Annotated in this window: 14 protein-coding genes; all 14 read left to right on the forward strand. The window is 50.3% G+C overall.

Going from position 1 to position 13,586, the window contains the following annotated elements:
• Positions 1 to 29: 29 nt before the first annotated feature.
• The 14 genes from Q6A92_RS09070 (at position 30) to Q6A92_RS09135 (ending at position 12,820) form a co-directional block, all read left to right on the forward strand.
• Positions 30 to 2,180, forward strand: coding sequence for an HD family phosphohydrolase (locus tag Q6A92_RS09070; RefSeq protein ID WP_332237813.1), 2,151 nt, complete (start codon positions 30 to 32; stop codon positions 2,178 to 2,180).
• Positions 2,177 to 2,653 carry an rRNA maturation RNase YbeY gene (ybeY, locus tag Q6A92_RS09075; RefSeq protein ID WP_332237814.1) on the forward strand — a complete coding sequence of 159 codons (477 nt, stop codon included), beginning with the start codon at positions 2,177 to 2,179 and terminating at the stop codon, positions 2,651 to 2,653. The genes Q6A92_RS09070 and ybeY overlap by 4 nt, the downstream gene beginning before the upstream one ends.
• A 2-nt stretch (positions 2,654 to 2,655) precedes the next feature.
• Positions 2,656 to 3,027 (forward strand): diacylglycerol kinase family protein, encoded by a 372-nt coding sequence (locus Q6A92_RS09080; RefSeq protein WP_274397983.1) that lies wholly within the window; start codon positions 2,656 to 2,658, stop codon positions 3,025 to 3,027.
• Between the two features lie 29 nt (positions 3,028 to 3,056).
• Positions 3,057 to 3,242, forward strand: a complete 186-nt coding sequence (locus Q6A92_RS09085; protein ID WP_274397982.1) for a hypothetical protein — start codon at positions 3,057 to 3,059, stop codon at positions 3,240 to 3,242.
• Positions 3,239 to 4,147, forward strand: coding sequence for a GTPase Era (gene era / locus Q6A92_RS09090; protein ID WP_274397980.1), 909 nt, complete (start codon positions 3,239 to 3,241; stop codon positions 4,145 to 4,147). The genes Q6A92_RS09085 and era overlap by 4 nt, the downstream gene beginning before the upstream one ends.
• Before the next feature lie 107 nt (positions 4,148 to 4,254).
• The gene (locus Q6A92_RS09095) at positions 4,255 to 4,392 is read left to right on the forward strand and encodes a YqzL family protein (protein WP_332237815.1); all 138 of its coding nucleotides are present in this window, start codon (positions 4,255 to 4,257) and stop codon (positions 4,390 to 4,392) included.
• 41 nt (positions 4,393 to 4,433) lie between these two features.
• Entirely contained in the window at positions 4,434 to 5,180 is a 747-nt protein-coding gene (gene recO, locus Q6A92_RS09100) for a DNA repair protein RecO (RefSeq protein WP_274397978.1), read from the forward strand.
• A 90-nt stretch (positions 5,181 to 5,270) separates the two neighbouring features.
• Positions 5,271 to 5,900 carry a helix-turn-helix transcriptional regulator gene (locus tag Q6A92_RS09105; protein WP_332237816.1) on the forward strand — a complete coding sequence of 210 codons (630 nt, stop codon included), beginning with the start codon at positions 5,271 to 5,273 and terminating at the stop codon, positions 5,898 to 5,900.
• Positions 5,901 to 5,980: 80 nt separating this feature from the next.
• Entirely contained in the window at positions 5,981 to 6,790 is an 810-nt protein-coding gene (locus Q6A92_RS09110) for a pyruvate, water dikinase regulatory protein (protein WP_274397975.1), read from the forward strand.
• Between the two features lie 188 nt (positions 6,791 to 6,978).
• Positions 6,979 to 7,431 (forward strand): YaiI/YqxD family protein, encoded by a 453-nt coding sequence (locus Q6A92_RS09115; protein WP_332237818.1) that lies wholly within the window; start codon positions 6,979 to 6,981, stop codon positions 7,429 to 7,431.
• 16 nt (positions 7,432 to 7,447) lie between these two features.
• Complete coding sequence (gene dnaG / locus Q6A92_RS09120) at positions 7,448 to 9,283, forward strand: DNA primase (RefSeq protein ID WP_332237820.1); 1,836 nt, start codon at positions 7,448 to 7,450, stop codon at positions 9,281 to 9,283.
• A 21-nt stretch (positions 9,284 to 9,304) separates the two neighbouring features.
• Positions 9,305 to 10,423, forward strand: a complete 1,119-nt coding sequence (gene rpoD, locus Q6A92_RS09125; RefSeq protein ID WP_274397972.1) for an RNA polymerase sigma factor RpoD — start codon at positions 9,305 to 9,307, stop codon at positions 10,421 to 10,423.
• Between the two features lie 499 nt (positions 10,424 to 10,922).
• Positions 10,923 to 11,627 (forward strand): tRNA (adenine(22)-N(1))-methyltransferase, encoded by a 705-nt coding sequence (locus tag Q6A92_RS09130; RefSeq protein WP_274397971.1) that lies wholly within the window; start codon positions 10,923 to 10,925, stop codon positions 11,625 to 11,627.
• A gap of 71 nt (positions 11,628 to 11,698) precedes the next feature.
• Positions 11,699 to 12,820 carry a Nif3-like dinuclear metal center hexameric protein gene (locus tag Q6A92_RS09135; protein ID WP_332237822.1) on the forward strand — a complete coding sequence of 374 codons (1,122 nt, stop codon included), beginning with the start codon at positions 11,699 to 11,701 and terminating at the stop codon, positions 12,818 to 12,820.
• Positions 12,821 to 13,586 lie beyond the last annotated feature (766 nt).

Consider the following 13,586-nt stretch of genomic DNA (forward strand, 5'->3'; position numbering starts at 1 on the left):
TTCATCAGTGAAGTTTTGGAGGCACAATCATGACATCATCGTTCCTTTTTAGAGGTCAGCTAAAGAAATTCTTTGCCAGGTATATTGCCGACTGGGGTATTTACGCCATTGTCTGTGTGGTCCTTTATGTACTGATGATCGGCAGTGTGATGCCGAAAAATCCAAACGTCCGCCTTCATGAAATTGCTCCGAGCGATATTCAGTCGCCGATCGACGCAGTCGACACGCAGGCAACGGCGGTAAAAAAACAGGAGGCAATGGGGGCAACGCCGTCTGCTTATGTATATAACAGCAATCTCGCGCTGATTCAGGTCGAGAAAGCCGGAGACCTTTTCGATACGATATCCGCAGTAAGAAAGGAAGACAAAATAACGGCCCAGTCGACTCCCGCGCAGCTGAACGCGGCGGCCGGGAAGGTTTCCGCCAGGCTTGCTGCATCTCCGGACACCAAAATATCGAACACGACAATGAAAACACTGATGACGGCGTCGGACCGCGATCTTCAGGTTGCCCAGGATATCGTCAGCACAAGCATTTATGAAGCGATGAGCGGAAAGGTCGGCTGGAATGATCTGGAGAGCGTGCAAACGAAAGCCTCGGCTTCGCTCCCGTCCTCCGTGCTGGACGACAGCATGCGGAGTGCGCTGAATGAAATATTGCGCGCTTATATCACGGCCAACTACACTTTTGATCCGACGACGACGAGGCAAAATAAGCAGGAGGCCGCCAGTAATGTCGGCAATATTATGATCCATCAGGGAGAAGTGATTGTCAGAAAGGGCGAACTGGTTACGAGCGATATGATCCGTCAGCTGAAACTGGTCGGATTAATGGACGAACACTTTAATATTATTCCGTTTATCGGCCTATTATTACTCACCCTGTTCATAACGGCCGTGTTCTGGCTCGAATTTAATCGCTTTAGAGCAAAGAGCGGAGAAACTCCGTTGAAATATCTCGGCATTTACGTCCTGATTTTTCTTGGAATGGCCGTCATTATCAAGATCTGCAGCTATCTCAGACTGGCAAACGTTACCGGACTGACGTATATTATTCCGATCGCTTTCGGCACGCTGCTGATTCGCATGCTGCTGAACGAACGGATGGCTATTGTTTCCGGCATGCTCCTTTCCCTGATCGGAAGCGTGATATTCGGGGTCAGTGTGAAGGCCTCTCTTTTCGACGCTCCGACGGGTATTTATCTGCTTTTTTCTTCGCTTGCCGGTGCGGTGGTACTGAGAGGAAAACAGACCCGCCCGAAAATTTTTCTAACGGGCGGAATCATCGCACTTGTGAATGTACTGGCCGCTCTTTCCCTGATGATGTTCCAAAATGCACAGTTCACGCTTTCCGAAACAGGAATGACTCTGGGGTTCGCCTTTCTTTCCGGTTTCCTGTCGGTGATTCTGGCAAGCGGCGTGATGCCGCTCTTTGAAGCGGGGTTCGGCATTTTATCGCCGATACGGTTGATTGAATTGTCGAACCCGGGCCAGCCGCTTCTGAGAAAAATATTGCTTGAAGCGCCCGGAACCTATCATCATAGTGTCATGGTTGCCAACCTGGCGGAACGGGCGTGCGAAGCGATCGGAGCGAACGGGCTTCTTGCCCGGGTCGCTTCGTATTATCACGATATCGGCAAAACAAAGCGTCCGAGGTTTTTTGTTGAAAATCAGCTTGACGGGGTCAATCCCCATGAGAAAATTTCGCCTCAGCTGAGCCGGACGATCATCTTTTCTCATCCTTATGACGGCGCCGATATCTTACGCAAACACCATATGCCGAAGGAAATTATCGACATTGCCGAGCAGCATCACGGCACGACGATTCTCCGCTACTTCTATGCCAAGGCCCAGGAGCAGAGCGAACAGCCGATTCCGGAAAGCGAGTTCCGCTATCCGGGCCCGAAAGTGCAGACGCGGGAGGCGGCCGTCGTTGAACTTGCAGACAGCATCGAAGCAGCGGTACGTTCCATGAAAAAACCGACGCCGGTCAAGGTAGAGAATCTGGTAAAAAGCATTTTCAATGACCGCTTGAGCGACGGCCAGTTTGATGAGTGCGAGATCACGCTGAGCGACCTGAAGAGGGTTGAAAAATCGATTGATGAGACACTGAGAGGTGTTTATCATTCACGCATTGAGTATCCGAAAGAACTAAAGATGAAAAAGGTGAACGGGAAATGACGATGACGATTGACATACATGATGAGACCGGAGAAGTCGGCGCCGAACTGCAGCAATGGGTGATCCGGCTGATCGACCATGCAGCCGAAATTCTGAATCTGGAAGGGGAGATCGAATGCTCTCTGACTTTCGTCCGAAATCCAATGATTCAGGAAATTAACCGGACCTATCGCGGAATCGACAGGGCGACCGATGTGATCTCTTTTGCACTGGAGGAAATGGAAGAGGGCGAGGTTCCGATTCTTCCGGAGGAAGGCGAACCGCGCGTCCTCGGCGACATCGTCGTTTCGATCGATAAAGCCCGTGAGCAGGCCGAAGCCTATGACCATTCATTTGAGCGTGAGCTCGGGTTTTTAATCATCCATGGCCTGCTTCATCTCCTCGGCTATGATCACACAACGAAAGCGGAAGAAGAAAAAATGTTCGGCCTTCAGGAGGACATCCTTTCTTCTTTTGGATTGAAAAGGTTCTGACTATGGAAAAGTATAAAAGAAGAAGACATAAGCACCTTTCAGAAAGCTTCAAAGATGCCATCTGCGGGTTCCGCCTGGCCCTCTTCCAGGAGCGCAATATTCACATTCAGCTGTTCGCCGCTGCCGCCGTGATCATTTTCTCGCTGGCCATCCGCGTGCCGCTGACGGACATGCTGATCATTATTGTTCTGATCGGCGGCGTCATTAGCCTGGAACTGGTCAACACGGCGGTCGAACGCTTGGTCGACCTCGTCACTAAAGAGCATCATCCGATGGCGAAAGCGGCAAAAGATACGGCCGCCGCCGCCGTATGGTGGTTTTCCGTCATGGCGGCCGTTATTTATTTTTTTATCGTGTACAGCACGCTGCATTAATCCGTTTTCGGAAGAAAAGAGTGAAACAAATGAAAGATGAACAGCTAATGGCGGCAGCGCGAAAAGCAATGAATGGTGCCGATGCACCCGATGCATATTTTCAGGCGCGTGCCTTTTCAACGAAACCCGGCAAAGTTGCGGGCGGGTTCCGTGGCGGGAACGCGGCCGAAGGACCGCTTCCGCGGACCTTTGAAGCGGGGGATATGAAAAAATGAGCGAATCATTTAAGTCCGGTTTTGTCGCAATTATCGGCCGGCCGAATGTCGGAAAATCAACACTTCTGAATCAGGTTCTCGGCCAGAAAATCGCTATAATGAGCGATAAGGCGCAGACGACGCGAAATAAAATCCGCGGCATTTACACGACGGATGACGAACAGATTATTTTTATCGATACGCCGGGGATACATAAACCGAAACACAGACTCGGAGAGGTCATGACGGCGACGGCACTGGCTACGCTTAACGAAGTGGATCTGACTCTCTTTATCATCGATGCGGAGCAGGGCTACGGCAGAGGCGACCAGTTTATCATGGACTTTTTGAAGAAGACCGCCTCCCCCGTTTTTCTTGTCGTCAATAAAATCGACAAGGTACGCCCGGATGACCTGCTTCCGCTTATCGAACGCTACCGGCAGCTGTACCGCTTCGCCGAAATTGTTCCGGTGTCCGCTTTGCAGGGACAGAATGTCGGAACGTTGATGAAACAGATCCGCGGCTATCTGCCCGACGGTCCGAAGTATTACCCCGACGATCAGGTGACCGACCATCCGGAGCGGTTCATCGTTTCTGAACTGATCAGGGAAAAAATTCTTCAGATGACCCGGGATGAAGTCCCTCATTCCATCGCCGTGATTATCGAACAAATGAAGCACGACAAAGATCGCGGCATCGTTGATATTCAGGCGACGATCGTTGTGGAACGTCCTTCGCAGAAGGGAATTATCATTGGAAAGGCGGGCAGTATGCTGAAAAAAATCGGCACACTGGCCAGAAAGGAAATTGAAGCGCTGATCGGCTCGAAGGTCTTTCTCGAACTGTGGGTGAAAGTCGATAAAGACTGGCGCGATAAAGAAGAAGAGCTGAAAAATTTTGGCTATATCGACGACGAAAAAGAGTAAAGCCTTACAGTTCCGCGCTCAATTAGCAATCATTTCTTCTCATGATTCCGTATTTTTCGCAGACGCTATAACAGACGAGGCGAAAAAATGGGAAAGAAGGGAAACTCATGTTAGACTTAGCTTGGTGGACTTTTTGTATGACCGGGAGCATCGATGTCTATCTGCTGATGAGGGAAATAGAACAAGATCGCGAGGGACAGTCGGCGGCGGAGCCCCTGTCCGGCCTATCCGAACCTGCCGGATAAGCAAAAATCAAGCAAGATGAGGGAAACGGGTGATCGCTTTGATGATCAAAGCGGAAGGTATCATCATTCGCACGACGGATTATGGGGAAACGAATAAAATCGTGACCCTTTTTACTGAAGAATACGGAAAGATAGGGTTGATGGCAAGAGGGGCAAAAAAGCCGAGGAGTCCCCTTTCGTCAGTCAGCCATGTCCTTTTTTACGGCCTCTGTCTCTTCCAAAAAGGCAGGGGCCTTGGCATGTTATATCAGGCCGAGGGACTGAATCCTCTCAGACACATCATGGAAGATATTGAAAAAGCGGGTTATGCGGCCGTCATGCTTGAGCTGACGGACCGGCTGACTGAAGAAGGCAAAGCTTACAGCGGGCTTTATCATATGCTCAGGGATACACTTCTGTTAATGGAGAAAGGAACGGATGCTGCTGTGCTTGCGGCGATTTTTGCGGTGAAAATGATGCGCATTGCCGGAATCGATCCAGAGGTGGATCGCTGCATCCGCTGCGGCAGACAAAGCGAACAAGTCAGATTTTCTGTATCCGGAGGAGGGATTCTCTGCTCCGATTGCGCGGGTGCGGACCCTCATGCGATTCCTGTCTCGGTTCCGGCTGCAAAACTGCTGTCACTTTTTAAACATATTCCGATTGCGCGGATCGGGCATGTGTCGCTGAAGCGTAAAACCATAGAAGAAATCGAATCATTGATTGCTGTTTACTATGAACAAAACGCGGGATTGAAACTGCGTGCCTGGCGTTTTATTGAGCAGCTGTCCAGGTTTCGGACCGAATGAAACGCTGCGGTACTGTTCGTGGGGCAGGGATCACGGCTGATCGGACTGTCATGCGTTGCACACAGAGATATGAAAGGGCAGGGGAAACGGATGGAACTGAATGAGCGGCAAAAAAAAATTATTGAAATTGTGAAAGAAGGTGCGCCGGTAACCGGGGAGCAGATCGCGGAAAAACTTCATGTGACGCGTGCAACCCTGCGGCCGGATCTTGCCATCTTAACCATGGCCGGGTTTCTTGATGCGAGGCCGCGTGTCGGCTACTTTTACACCGGTCAGACCCTTTCAACATTGCTTTCCAATCAGATTAGAAAAATGAAAGTAAGGAATTATCAGTCTCTTCCGGTTGTTGTCAAAGAATCTTCGTCGGCTTATGAAGCGGTATGTGCCATGTTTCTGGAAGACGTCGGTTCTCTTTTTATTGTTAATGATCAAGGCCTGCTTTCCGGAGTCCTTTCGCGAAAAGATCTCTTGCGAACGGCGATCGGGTCTCAGGATATGAACCATGTGCCGATCAGCATGATTATGTCCCGGATGCCGAATATCACTTTTTGCCGCAGCGATGATGCCGTGATTGATGTTGCCGAACTGCTTATATCGAGAGAGATCGACGCTTTGCCGGTTGTCCGGGCCAAAGGGGACGGGCTGGAAGTTGTCGGGCGGATCACGAAAACGAATATTACCAAAGCTTTTGTCGAGCTTGCCGGAGGGACTGATGAGTGATCAGTCCGGGCAGAAAATCCTGAATCATGCCGGCGCTTCACCCCGGAAGACAAGGGATATGATACTTGGGAGGAATGTAAATGACTGAACGCCACCTGATCTATGTTGTCTCCGATTCTCTCGGCGAAACGGCCGAGTCGGTTGTCTGGGCGGCAGCAAGCCAGTTCGGGCAGACAAATGTTGAGATCGAACAGTTTTCATTTGTCCGCGATACAAAAAAGATTGACGATTTGGTTGCTTCGGCGAAAAAGGATCACGCTTATGTCGTCTTTACTCTGGTGATGCCTAATTTAAGCCGCTATTTTACAGCGAAAGCCATGGAAGCGGGAATCCAGTATCTCGATCTGATGAGCGAGATGGTCGACGGATTAAGCCTGTTTTTCGGTAAAAAACCTTTGGGGGAACCCGGGCTTTCTCATCAATTGGACGAAGACTATTTTCGAAAGATGGAAGCCATCGAATTTGCGGTGAAATATGATGATTGTAAAGATACACGCGGCATTTTATTTGCGGATATCGTGCTGATCGGCATCTCACGTACGTCCAAAACGCCGCTTTCACAATTTCTGGCCGTCAAAAAATATAAAGTAGCGAATGTACCTATTGTTCCGGAAGTCGATCCTCCCGAAGAACTTTTTAAGATCAATCCGAAACACTGCTTCGGATTGAAAATCAGCACGAAACGCCTGAACTCGATCCGTATGGAACGGCTTGCCGCGCTTGGACTGGACGGGGGAGCAAATTATGCGAACCTGGACCGCATTAATGAAGAGCAGCGATATTTCGACGAGATTGTCCGGCGTATAGGCTGCAGGGTAATCGACGTGTCATTTCGTGCAGTCGAGGAAACGGCTAATGAAATACTGAAATCGATGAGTGAAATCGGCTGATTTTCTCGCAGATCCTGCGGCGTTTGCAGGCGCGGTGCCGTTGCCCCGCTCCGATCTGAAAAATATTGATCCGGAACGGCGTGCCGGACAGATTGAAAAACCCTCTCCGCATTTTTTGACAATATTGGCAATATAAAAACATAAAAAGACAAGAAGGATTTATAAAGGAAGTTAGAGAATTATTAATTATGGTGAATAAAATCACGTTATATGTCGATGCGGACGCATGCCCTGTAAAAAAAGAAATTGTCGACTGTGCCGGATTGTACGACATTCAGGCTGTTTTTGTTGCTTCTTATGCCGGGTTCAGCCCCGACCGGCAATCAGCATGGATTTTTGTGGATCAGGAGAAGGAAGCCGCCGATCTCTATATCCTAAACCATGCCCGGCCGGGCGATGCCGTTGTGACACAGGATATGGGGCTCGCCGGCCTGCTTGCCGGCCGCGGGGTGTCCGTTTTATCTGATCGCGGAAGGGAGATCATGGAGAGGGATGTTCCGGAAATTCTGAACAGGCGGTATATATCCCGCAAATCGCGTGCTGCGGGAAGGAGAATCAGGGGAGCGAAGCCGTTTGCCACGGAGGATCGGAAAAAATTTTCGGCTGCTCTGACAAATTTGTTATGCCGTTTAGGTCATTAGGATATAAATAAGTAATATGTTGGTGGTGCATGGCAAAGTGCGGCTGCAGGAAGAAACCATTGAGAAAATCAGAAAGTCACTCGATATTGTCGATATCATCGGCGATTATGTTCAGTTGAGGAAGCAAGGGAGAAATTTTATAGGCCTGTGTCCTTTTCACAGCGAACGCACCCCTTCTTTTTCCGTATCCCCGGATAAACAGCTTTATCATTGCTTCGGGTGCGGTGCGGGAGGAAATCTGTTCACATTTATTATGGAAATCGAAGGGATGTCCTTTTCAGAGGCGGCGCAGTTGCTTGCAGACAGGGCAAAAATCGATCTGGGCTCCTCTTTCTCAAATACTTCTGCCGGAGAGCATGCCGATCAAAGCAGAAAACAACTATCCGAGGGTATGAGCCTGTTAACGAAATTTTATCATTATTTGCTGGTGACTGCAAAGTATGGTAAACCTGGCATCGATTACCTGATTGATCGCGGATTTACAAAAGAGATGATTGAGCGCTTTCAGCTCGGCTACGCAGTGGACAGCTGGGAGGCAGCCACTTCTCTGATGGAGAGAAGGCGGGTGAACCTCGAACAGATGGAGAAGGCCGGGCTGATCGGCAAACGCGGTTTTGACAATAAGTATTTTGATCGTTTCCGCAACCGGATCATTTTTCCGATTTTCAATCCGAGAGGACAGACGGTCGCTTTCGCCGGACGGACGCTTGGCGATGAAAAACCGAAATATCTGAATACCCCGGAGTCTTCTCTCTTCCACAAGGGGAAAATTCTGTATGGTTACCATCTGGCAAGGCCGTCGATCCGAAAAAGCAATCAGGCGGTACTGCTCGAAGGCTACGTCGATGTGATCCGCGCACATCAGGCCGGCATAACGAACAGCGTCGCCTCAATGGGAACGTCGCTGACCGAAGAACAGGCGGCGGCGCTTTCCCGGGCGGCGGAGACAGTAGTCATTTGCTACGACTCGGACAGCGCCGGAATTGAAGCATGTTTTCGCGCGGCGGCCATGTTTCAGGAACGCAGTAAAATTGTGAAAATCGCTAAAATGCCTGAAGGAATGGACCCCGATGACTACATTCGCAAGTTTGGCGGCGAACGTTTTAGAAGTGATGTAATAGGGGCGAGCCAAACGCTGATGACTTTCAAGATGGATTACTTCAGAAGAAAAAGGAATCTGAGTGATGAAGGAGATCGGCTGCTCTACATCGAAGAAGTGTTGAGGGAAATCAGTACTCTTAAAGGAGCGGTGGAACGTGACCATTATCTGAGATTGCTGGCTGAAGAATTTTCAATTTCTCTGGATGCACTGAAGAGACAGGCGCAGATGTACAACAAAGCGGCAAAAAGGGCGGAAAAACGCCGGGACCGCGTGCGCCCTGTCATTTTAAACCGGACGGACCGGCTTCCTCCCGCTTATGAAATGGCGGAGCGAAGGCTGCTCGCAAGAATGATGAGAAGCGGGAAAGTGACGGAATATGTCCGGGAAAAAGTGGGCGGGACTTTTGCCGTTGACGTGCATCAGGCATTGGCTGCACATCTGTATGCCTATTATGAGGGGGGCAATCCGCCTGATGAAGGACTGTTTATCCAGCGTCTTGAAGACCCCGGTCTTCAGCAGAAAGCCGTGGAATTATCTATGATACCTATAAGTGATCAGGCGGAAGAAAGAGAAATTGAAGACTGCATCGATCAGGTCATCAGGCATTCCAAAGCGGCGGTGATTGCGGATAAAGAAGAGGAGAGAAAGCGGGCGGAACAAAGCGGCCATTATCAGCTGGCTGCCCAGCTTGTGTCCGAAATCATCGGTATTAAAAAGCAATTGAACACTCACAATGCTGAGCGAGAATAGTACTCGGAAGGAGGGGGTCAAATGGCAGGCAAAGCAAGCAGGACGGATCAAGGAACAGATCAGGAACTGACCGTGGATCAAGAAAAAGAACAGCTTTTTGAATTGGGAAAGAAGCGGGGTTCTCTGACATACCAGGAAATTGCGAATCGTCTTGCGCCATTTGATCAAGAACCGGAACAGATGGATGAATTTTATGAGATGCTTGCCGATCAAGGCATCGACATCGCAGATGAATCCGATGAACCGAGTTCTGATGGAAAGAACAAGGAAGAAGAATTCGACTTAAATGATCTCAGCGTTCCCCCGGGCGTCAAGATCAACGACCCGGTCAGAATGTATCTGAAAGAGATCGGGCGGGTGGATCTGCTTTCTGCAGATGAAGAAATCGCCCTTGCCAAACGGATTAAGGCCGGAGATGAAGAAGCCAAAAGGCGGCTTGCGGAAGCAAACCTGAGGCTGGTCGTCAGCATTGCCAAACGCTACGTCGGACGCGGCATGCTGTTCCTCGATCTTATCCAGGAAGGCAATATGGGGCTGATTAAGGCCGTTGAGAAATTTGATTATACAAAAGGGTTCAAGTTCAGTACCTACGCGACGTGGTGGATACGCCAGGCCATAACCCGCGCCATTGCCGATCAGGCCAGAACGATCCGCATTCCTGTCCACATGGTGGAAACCATCAATAAATTGATCCGTGTCCAAAGGCAGCAGCTGCAGGATCTCGGCCGTGAACCGACGCCTGAAGAAATCGGCAAAGAGATGGACCTCTCCCCGGACAAAGTCAGGGAAATTTTGAAGATCGCTCAGGAACCGGTCTCGCTGGAAACGCCGATCGGCGAAGAAGACGATTCTCATCTTGGCGATTTTATTGAAGATCAGGATGCGAAGGCACCTTCTGATGCTGCAGCCTATGAACTTTTGAAAGAACAGCTGGAAGACGTACTGGATACGCTGACGGACAGGGAAGAAAATGTTCTGAGACTTCGTTTCGGACTGGACGACGGCAGAACAAGGACGCTTGAAGAAGTCGGCAAGGTTTTCGGAGTAACGAGAGAACGTATCAGACAGATTGAGGCCAAGGCTTTAAGAAAGCTTCGCCATCCGAGCAGAAGCAAGCAATTGAAAGACTTTTTGGACTGAAGACCCGGCAAGCCGCTTGCTCCCCGTAAAGGGGGCGAGTTTTTTTTTATAAAAATGGAAAAGAACTGTTTTACACTTTTCATTTTAATGGCTTTTCATTCGACTTGCAAATAATCGCCGGAAAATTTGACCGGCCGTAGCCGATAAACAGATTTTTGGCTTTTATAAATATTGAATACCTTTCTATTTTAAACGATAATGAAAACGTTATCAACAGAGAGCCTCCGCAGCGCGGCTGCCCTTTTCAAAAACAAACAGAAGCCTTTGCGCAGCTGTGAAGATTTGCGGATGTTTTTAATTCTTCTCTGACTGCAACTGCGAAACCTGTCTTTTTGAGATTTCGCGGCTGCTCCGCCGTCCATGCGACGGCGATTGACACAGTAGTTTTTCGTGACACAGACAGATTCCGACCTTTGTCCGCTCGGAAATTGGGCAATTTTCACGGAATGTGATAAGATAGCATGGAATTCGCAAGCGTTAAAATTAAGGATTGTGACCCATGCAAACGATACACTTGTCCAAAAGACTTCAGGCTGTCCTGGCGTTCATTCCCCAGGGGGCCGTGCTGGCCGATATCGGGGCGGATCACGCGCATCTTTCCTGCCGTGCCGTACAAAAGGGGATAGCTGTTCAGGCGATTGCCGGAGAAGTAAGAGAAGGCCCGTTCAATCAATCGCTCTCTAATGTCCTGGCCATGGGCATGGCCGCTTCGGTTTCTGTCCGGCTGGGGGACGGACTGGACGTCATCAAACGCGGGGAAGCCGGTGCTATTGTCATTGCGGGGATGGGCGGGGAACTGATCGCGGACATTCTTGAGCGCGGCCGTGCGAAGCTTGCGGAAGGGGCAACGCTGATCCTGCAGCCGAATATCCGCGAGGCCGTCTGCCGTGCGTGGCTCGCCTCCGGCGGCTGGACGATTATTGACGAAGCCATTGTCGAAGAACCGCCCCATTTTTATGAGATCATTAAAGCCCGCCGGTTTTCGGCGGGAGAAATCCGTTTGACTGATAAGGAATTGATGATGGGGCCGATCCTGCTCAGAAATCAAACCCCCGTCTTTAGGAAGAAATGGTCGCTGCGTGAGAGAAAGCTGCGGATGATTGTGCAGTCGCTCGAACAGAGCGAGGAGACGGAAGCTGTGAAATTAAAGAGAGCGGACTGTGTCCGGACCCTGAAGATGATCGGGGCCGTTCTGAAAAGATAGCGGACGCGGGAGCAGGCGGCGTGCCCGGGAGTTCCCTCAAGATAAAATTCCTGAATAAAGAAGGCTTTTGCATGAACCAATGGATTTCGGGCCGGCGGCTTATTGAACGATTCGAGGAATGGGCCCCGAAGTCTCTGGCCTACGAAAATGACAAAATCGGATTGTTGATCGGGACTCTGAATAAAAAAATAAAGAAAGTCATGGTAACGCTGGATGTGCTGGAAAACGTTGCCGATGAAGCGGTGCAGAAACAGGCGGACCTGATTATCGCGCACCATCCGGTGATTTTCCATCCGCTGAAAAATGTACGGTCCGACGAAGGCCAGGGCAAAATTGTCACGAAATGCATCAAACATGATATTGCGGTTTACGCGGCGCATACCAATCTCGATATCGCGGAAGGCGGCGTCAACGACATGCTTGCCTCTCAGCTCGGACTTGCCGGGACAGAGATCCTGCAGCCGGCCGTCAGCGAACCGCTGTATAAGCTTGCGGTCTATGTGCCGGAGAGTCACCTGGAAACGGTCAGAGACGCGATCGGCGACGCGGGAGCGGGCTTTACAGGCCGCTACAGCCATTGTACATTTACGTCGGACGGGGAGGGGACTTTTCTGCCCGGGGAAGGCACTCATCCGTTTATAGGCACTCCGGGCAGGCTGGAGAAAGTTGCCGAAAGAAAAGTTGAGACCGTGGTGCCGGAGCACCTGCTTTCCGCAGTCATTGAAAAGATGATCGAGAGCCATCCCTATGAAGAGGTAGCTTATGACGTTTACCCTCTGAAAAATGAAGGCAAGGCTTACGGGCTCGGCCGTCTTGCCAGACTTCCCGAACCGATCGCATTCGGCGACTATTGCCTGAGCGTCAAGGAAAAGCTGGGCCTGGGAGGATTGCGAGCGATCGGTCCTCTGAATGAAAAGGTACAGACGATAGCCGTGTCGGGCGGAGACGGCAACAGTCTGATTCCGTTTGCAAAAAGCCGGGGAGCGGATGTGCTGATTACGGGCGATATCTACTACCATACCGCTCACGATGCCCTGCTGTGCGGATTGAAGGTCATCGACGCAGGACATCATATTGAATCGGTGATGAAGAAAGGCGTTCAGCTTTATCTGCAGCGAGTGATTGAAGAAGAAAACTGCAATACTGAAGTGATTATTTCAGAATCGGCAACCAATCCGTTCCAGTTTATCTGAATAACGAAAGGCCCGCGTTTGCCGGAAGATCGGCTGCGGGCCTTTTTTGTTTATTTGTTTATATGAGTATCTCTTTAGCTCATTTTTCTGCTGTTCGTCAAATGATGATCGGCTTTTCCCGGGACTATCAATCTCTCGAAAAACGGAGAGCGTTTCCGTGATGAACAAACTTCTGCAGCAATTGATAAACTTCCTGTCGCGGTTGATAAACCGAATGTACCCTCGAAGACCGATTAAGCACCGGCGTCGACCGAAAAACAGCATCTAACTGTAGCCGGATTCGGAGCGATCTCTCTTGTTTGGTGCGACTCTTTTCTATTTCGGAGCGACTTCCCGACGATTCGGTGCAAGTTTGGCCCGATTCGGTGCGCTTTTTCGGCATTTCGGTGCGTCTGTAACCGGATTCGGGGCGACCTCTCTTGTTTGGTGCGACTCTTTTCTATTTCGGAGCGACTTCCCGACGATTCGGTGCAGGTTTGGCCCGATTCGGAGCAACTTTTCGGCGTTTCGGTGCGTCTGTAGCCGGATTCGGTGCGTCTGTAACCGGATTCGGAGCGACCTCTCTTGTCTGGTGCGACTCTTTTCTATTTCGGAGCGACTTCCCGACGATTCGGTGCAAGTTTGACCCGATTCGGAGCGCTTTTTCGGCATTTCGGTGCGTCTGTAACCGGATTCGGAGCGACCTCTCATGTTTGGTGCGACTCTTTTCTATTTCGGAGCGACTTCCCGACGATTCGGTGCAAGTTTGGCCCGATTCGGTGCGCTT

Origin of the sequence: Sporolactobacillus sp. KGMB 08714, assembly GCF_036598985.1 — a bacterium.
Classification (GTDB): Bacteria; Bacillota; Bacilli; order Bacillales; family Sporolactobacillaceae; genus Sporolactobacillus.

Excerpts from the sequence above, each read along its gene's own strand:
- Q6A92_RS09130 (WP_274397971.1), top strand. The coding sequence starts at position 10,923 with ATGCAAACGATACACTTGTCCAAAAGACTTCAGGCTGTCCTGGCGTTC.
- Q6A92_RS09135 (WP_332237822.1), top strand. The coding sequence starts at position 11,699 with ATGAACCAATGGATTTCGGGCCGGCGGCTTATTGAACGATTCGAGGAA.
- Q6A92_RS09105 (WP_332237816.1), top strand. The coding sequence starts at position 5,271 with ATGGAACTGAATGAGCGGCAAAAAAAAATTATTGAAATTGTGAAAGAA.
- Q6A92_RS09070 (WP_332237813.1), top strand. The coding sequence starts at position 30 with ATGACATCATCGTTCCTTTTTAGAGGTCAGCTAAAGAAATTCTTTGCC.
- Q6A92_RS09115 (WP_332237818.1), top strand. The coding sequence starts at position 6,979 with ATGGTGAATAAAATCACGTTATATGTCGATGCGGACGCATGCCCTGTA.
- Q6A92_RS09085 (WP_274397982.1), top strand. The coding sequence starts at position 3,057 with ATGAAAGATGAACAGCTAATGGCGGCAGCGCGAAAAGCAATGAATGGT.
- Q6A92_RS09110 (WP_274397975.1), top strand. The coding sequence starts at position 5,981 with ATGACTGAACGCCACCTGATCTATGTTGTCTCCGATTCTCTCGGCGAA.
- Q6A92_RS09080 (WP_274397983.1), top strand. The coding sequence starts at position 2,656 with ATGGAAAAGTATAAAAGAAGAAGACATAAGCACCTTTCAGAAAGCTTC.
- era (WP_274397980.1), top strand. The coding sequence starts at position 3,239 with ATGAGCGAATCATTTAAGTCCGGTTTTGTCGCAATTATCGGCCGGCCG.
- rpoD (WP_274397972.1), top strand. The coding sequence starts at position 9,305 with ATGGCAGGCAAAGCAAGCAGGACGGATCAAGGAACAGATCAGGAACTG.
- recO (WP_274397978.1), top strand. The coding sequence starts at position 4,434 with ATGATCAAAGCGGAAGGTATCATCATTCGCACGACGGATTATGGGGAA.
- dnaG (WP_332237820.1), top strand. The coding sequence starts at position 7,448 with ATGTTGGTGGTGCATGGCAAAGTGCGGCTGCAGGAAGAAACCATTGAG.
- Q6A92_RS09095 (WP_332237815.1), top strand. The coding sequence starts at position 4,255 with ATGTTAGACTTAGCTTGGTGGACTTTTTGTATGACCGGGAGCATCGAT.
- ybeY (WP_332237814.1), top strand. The coding sequence starts at position 2,177 with ATGACGATGACGATTGACATACATGATGAGACCGGAGAAGTCGGCGCC.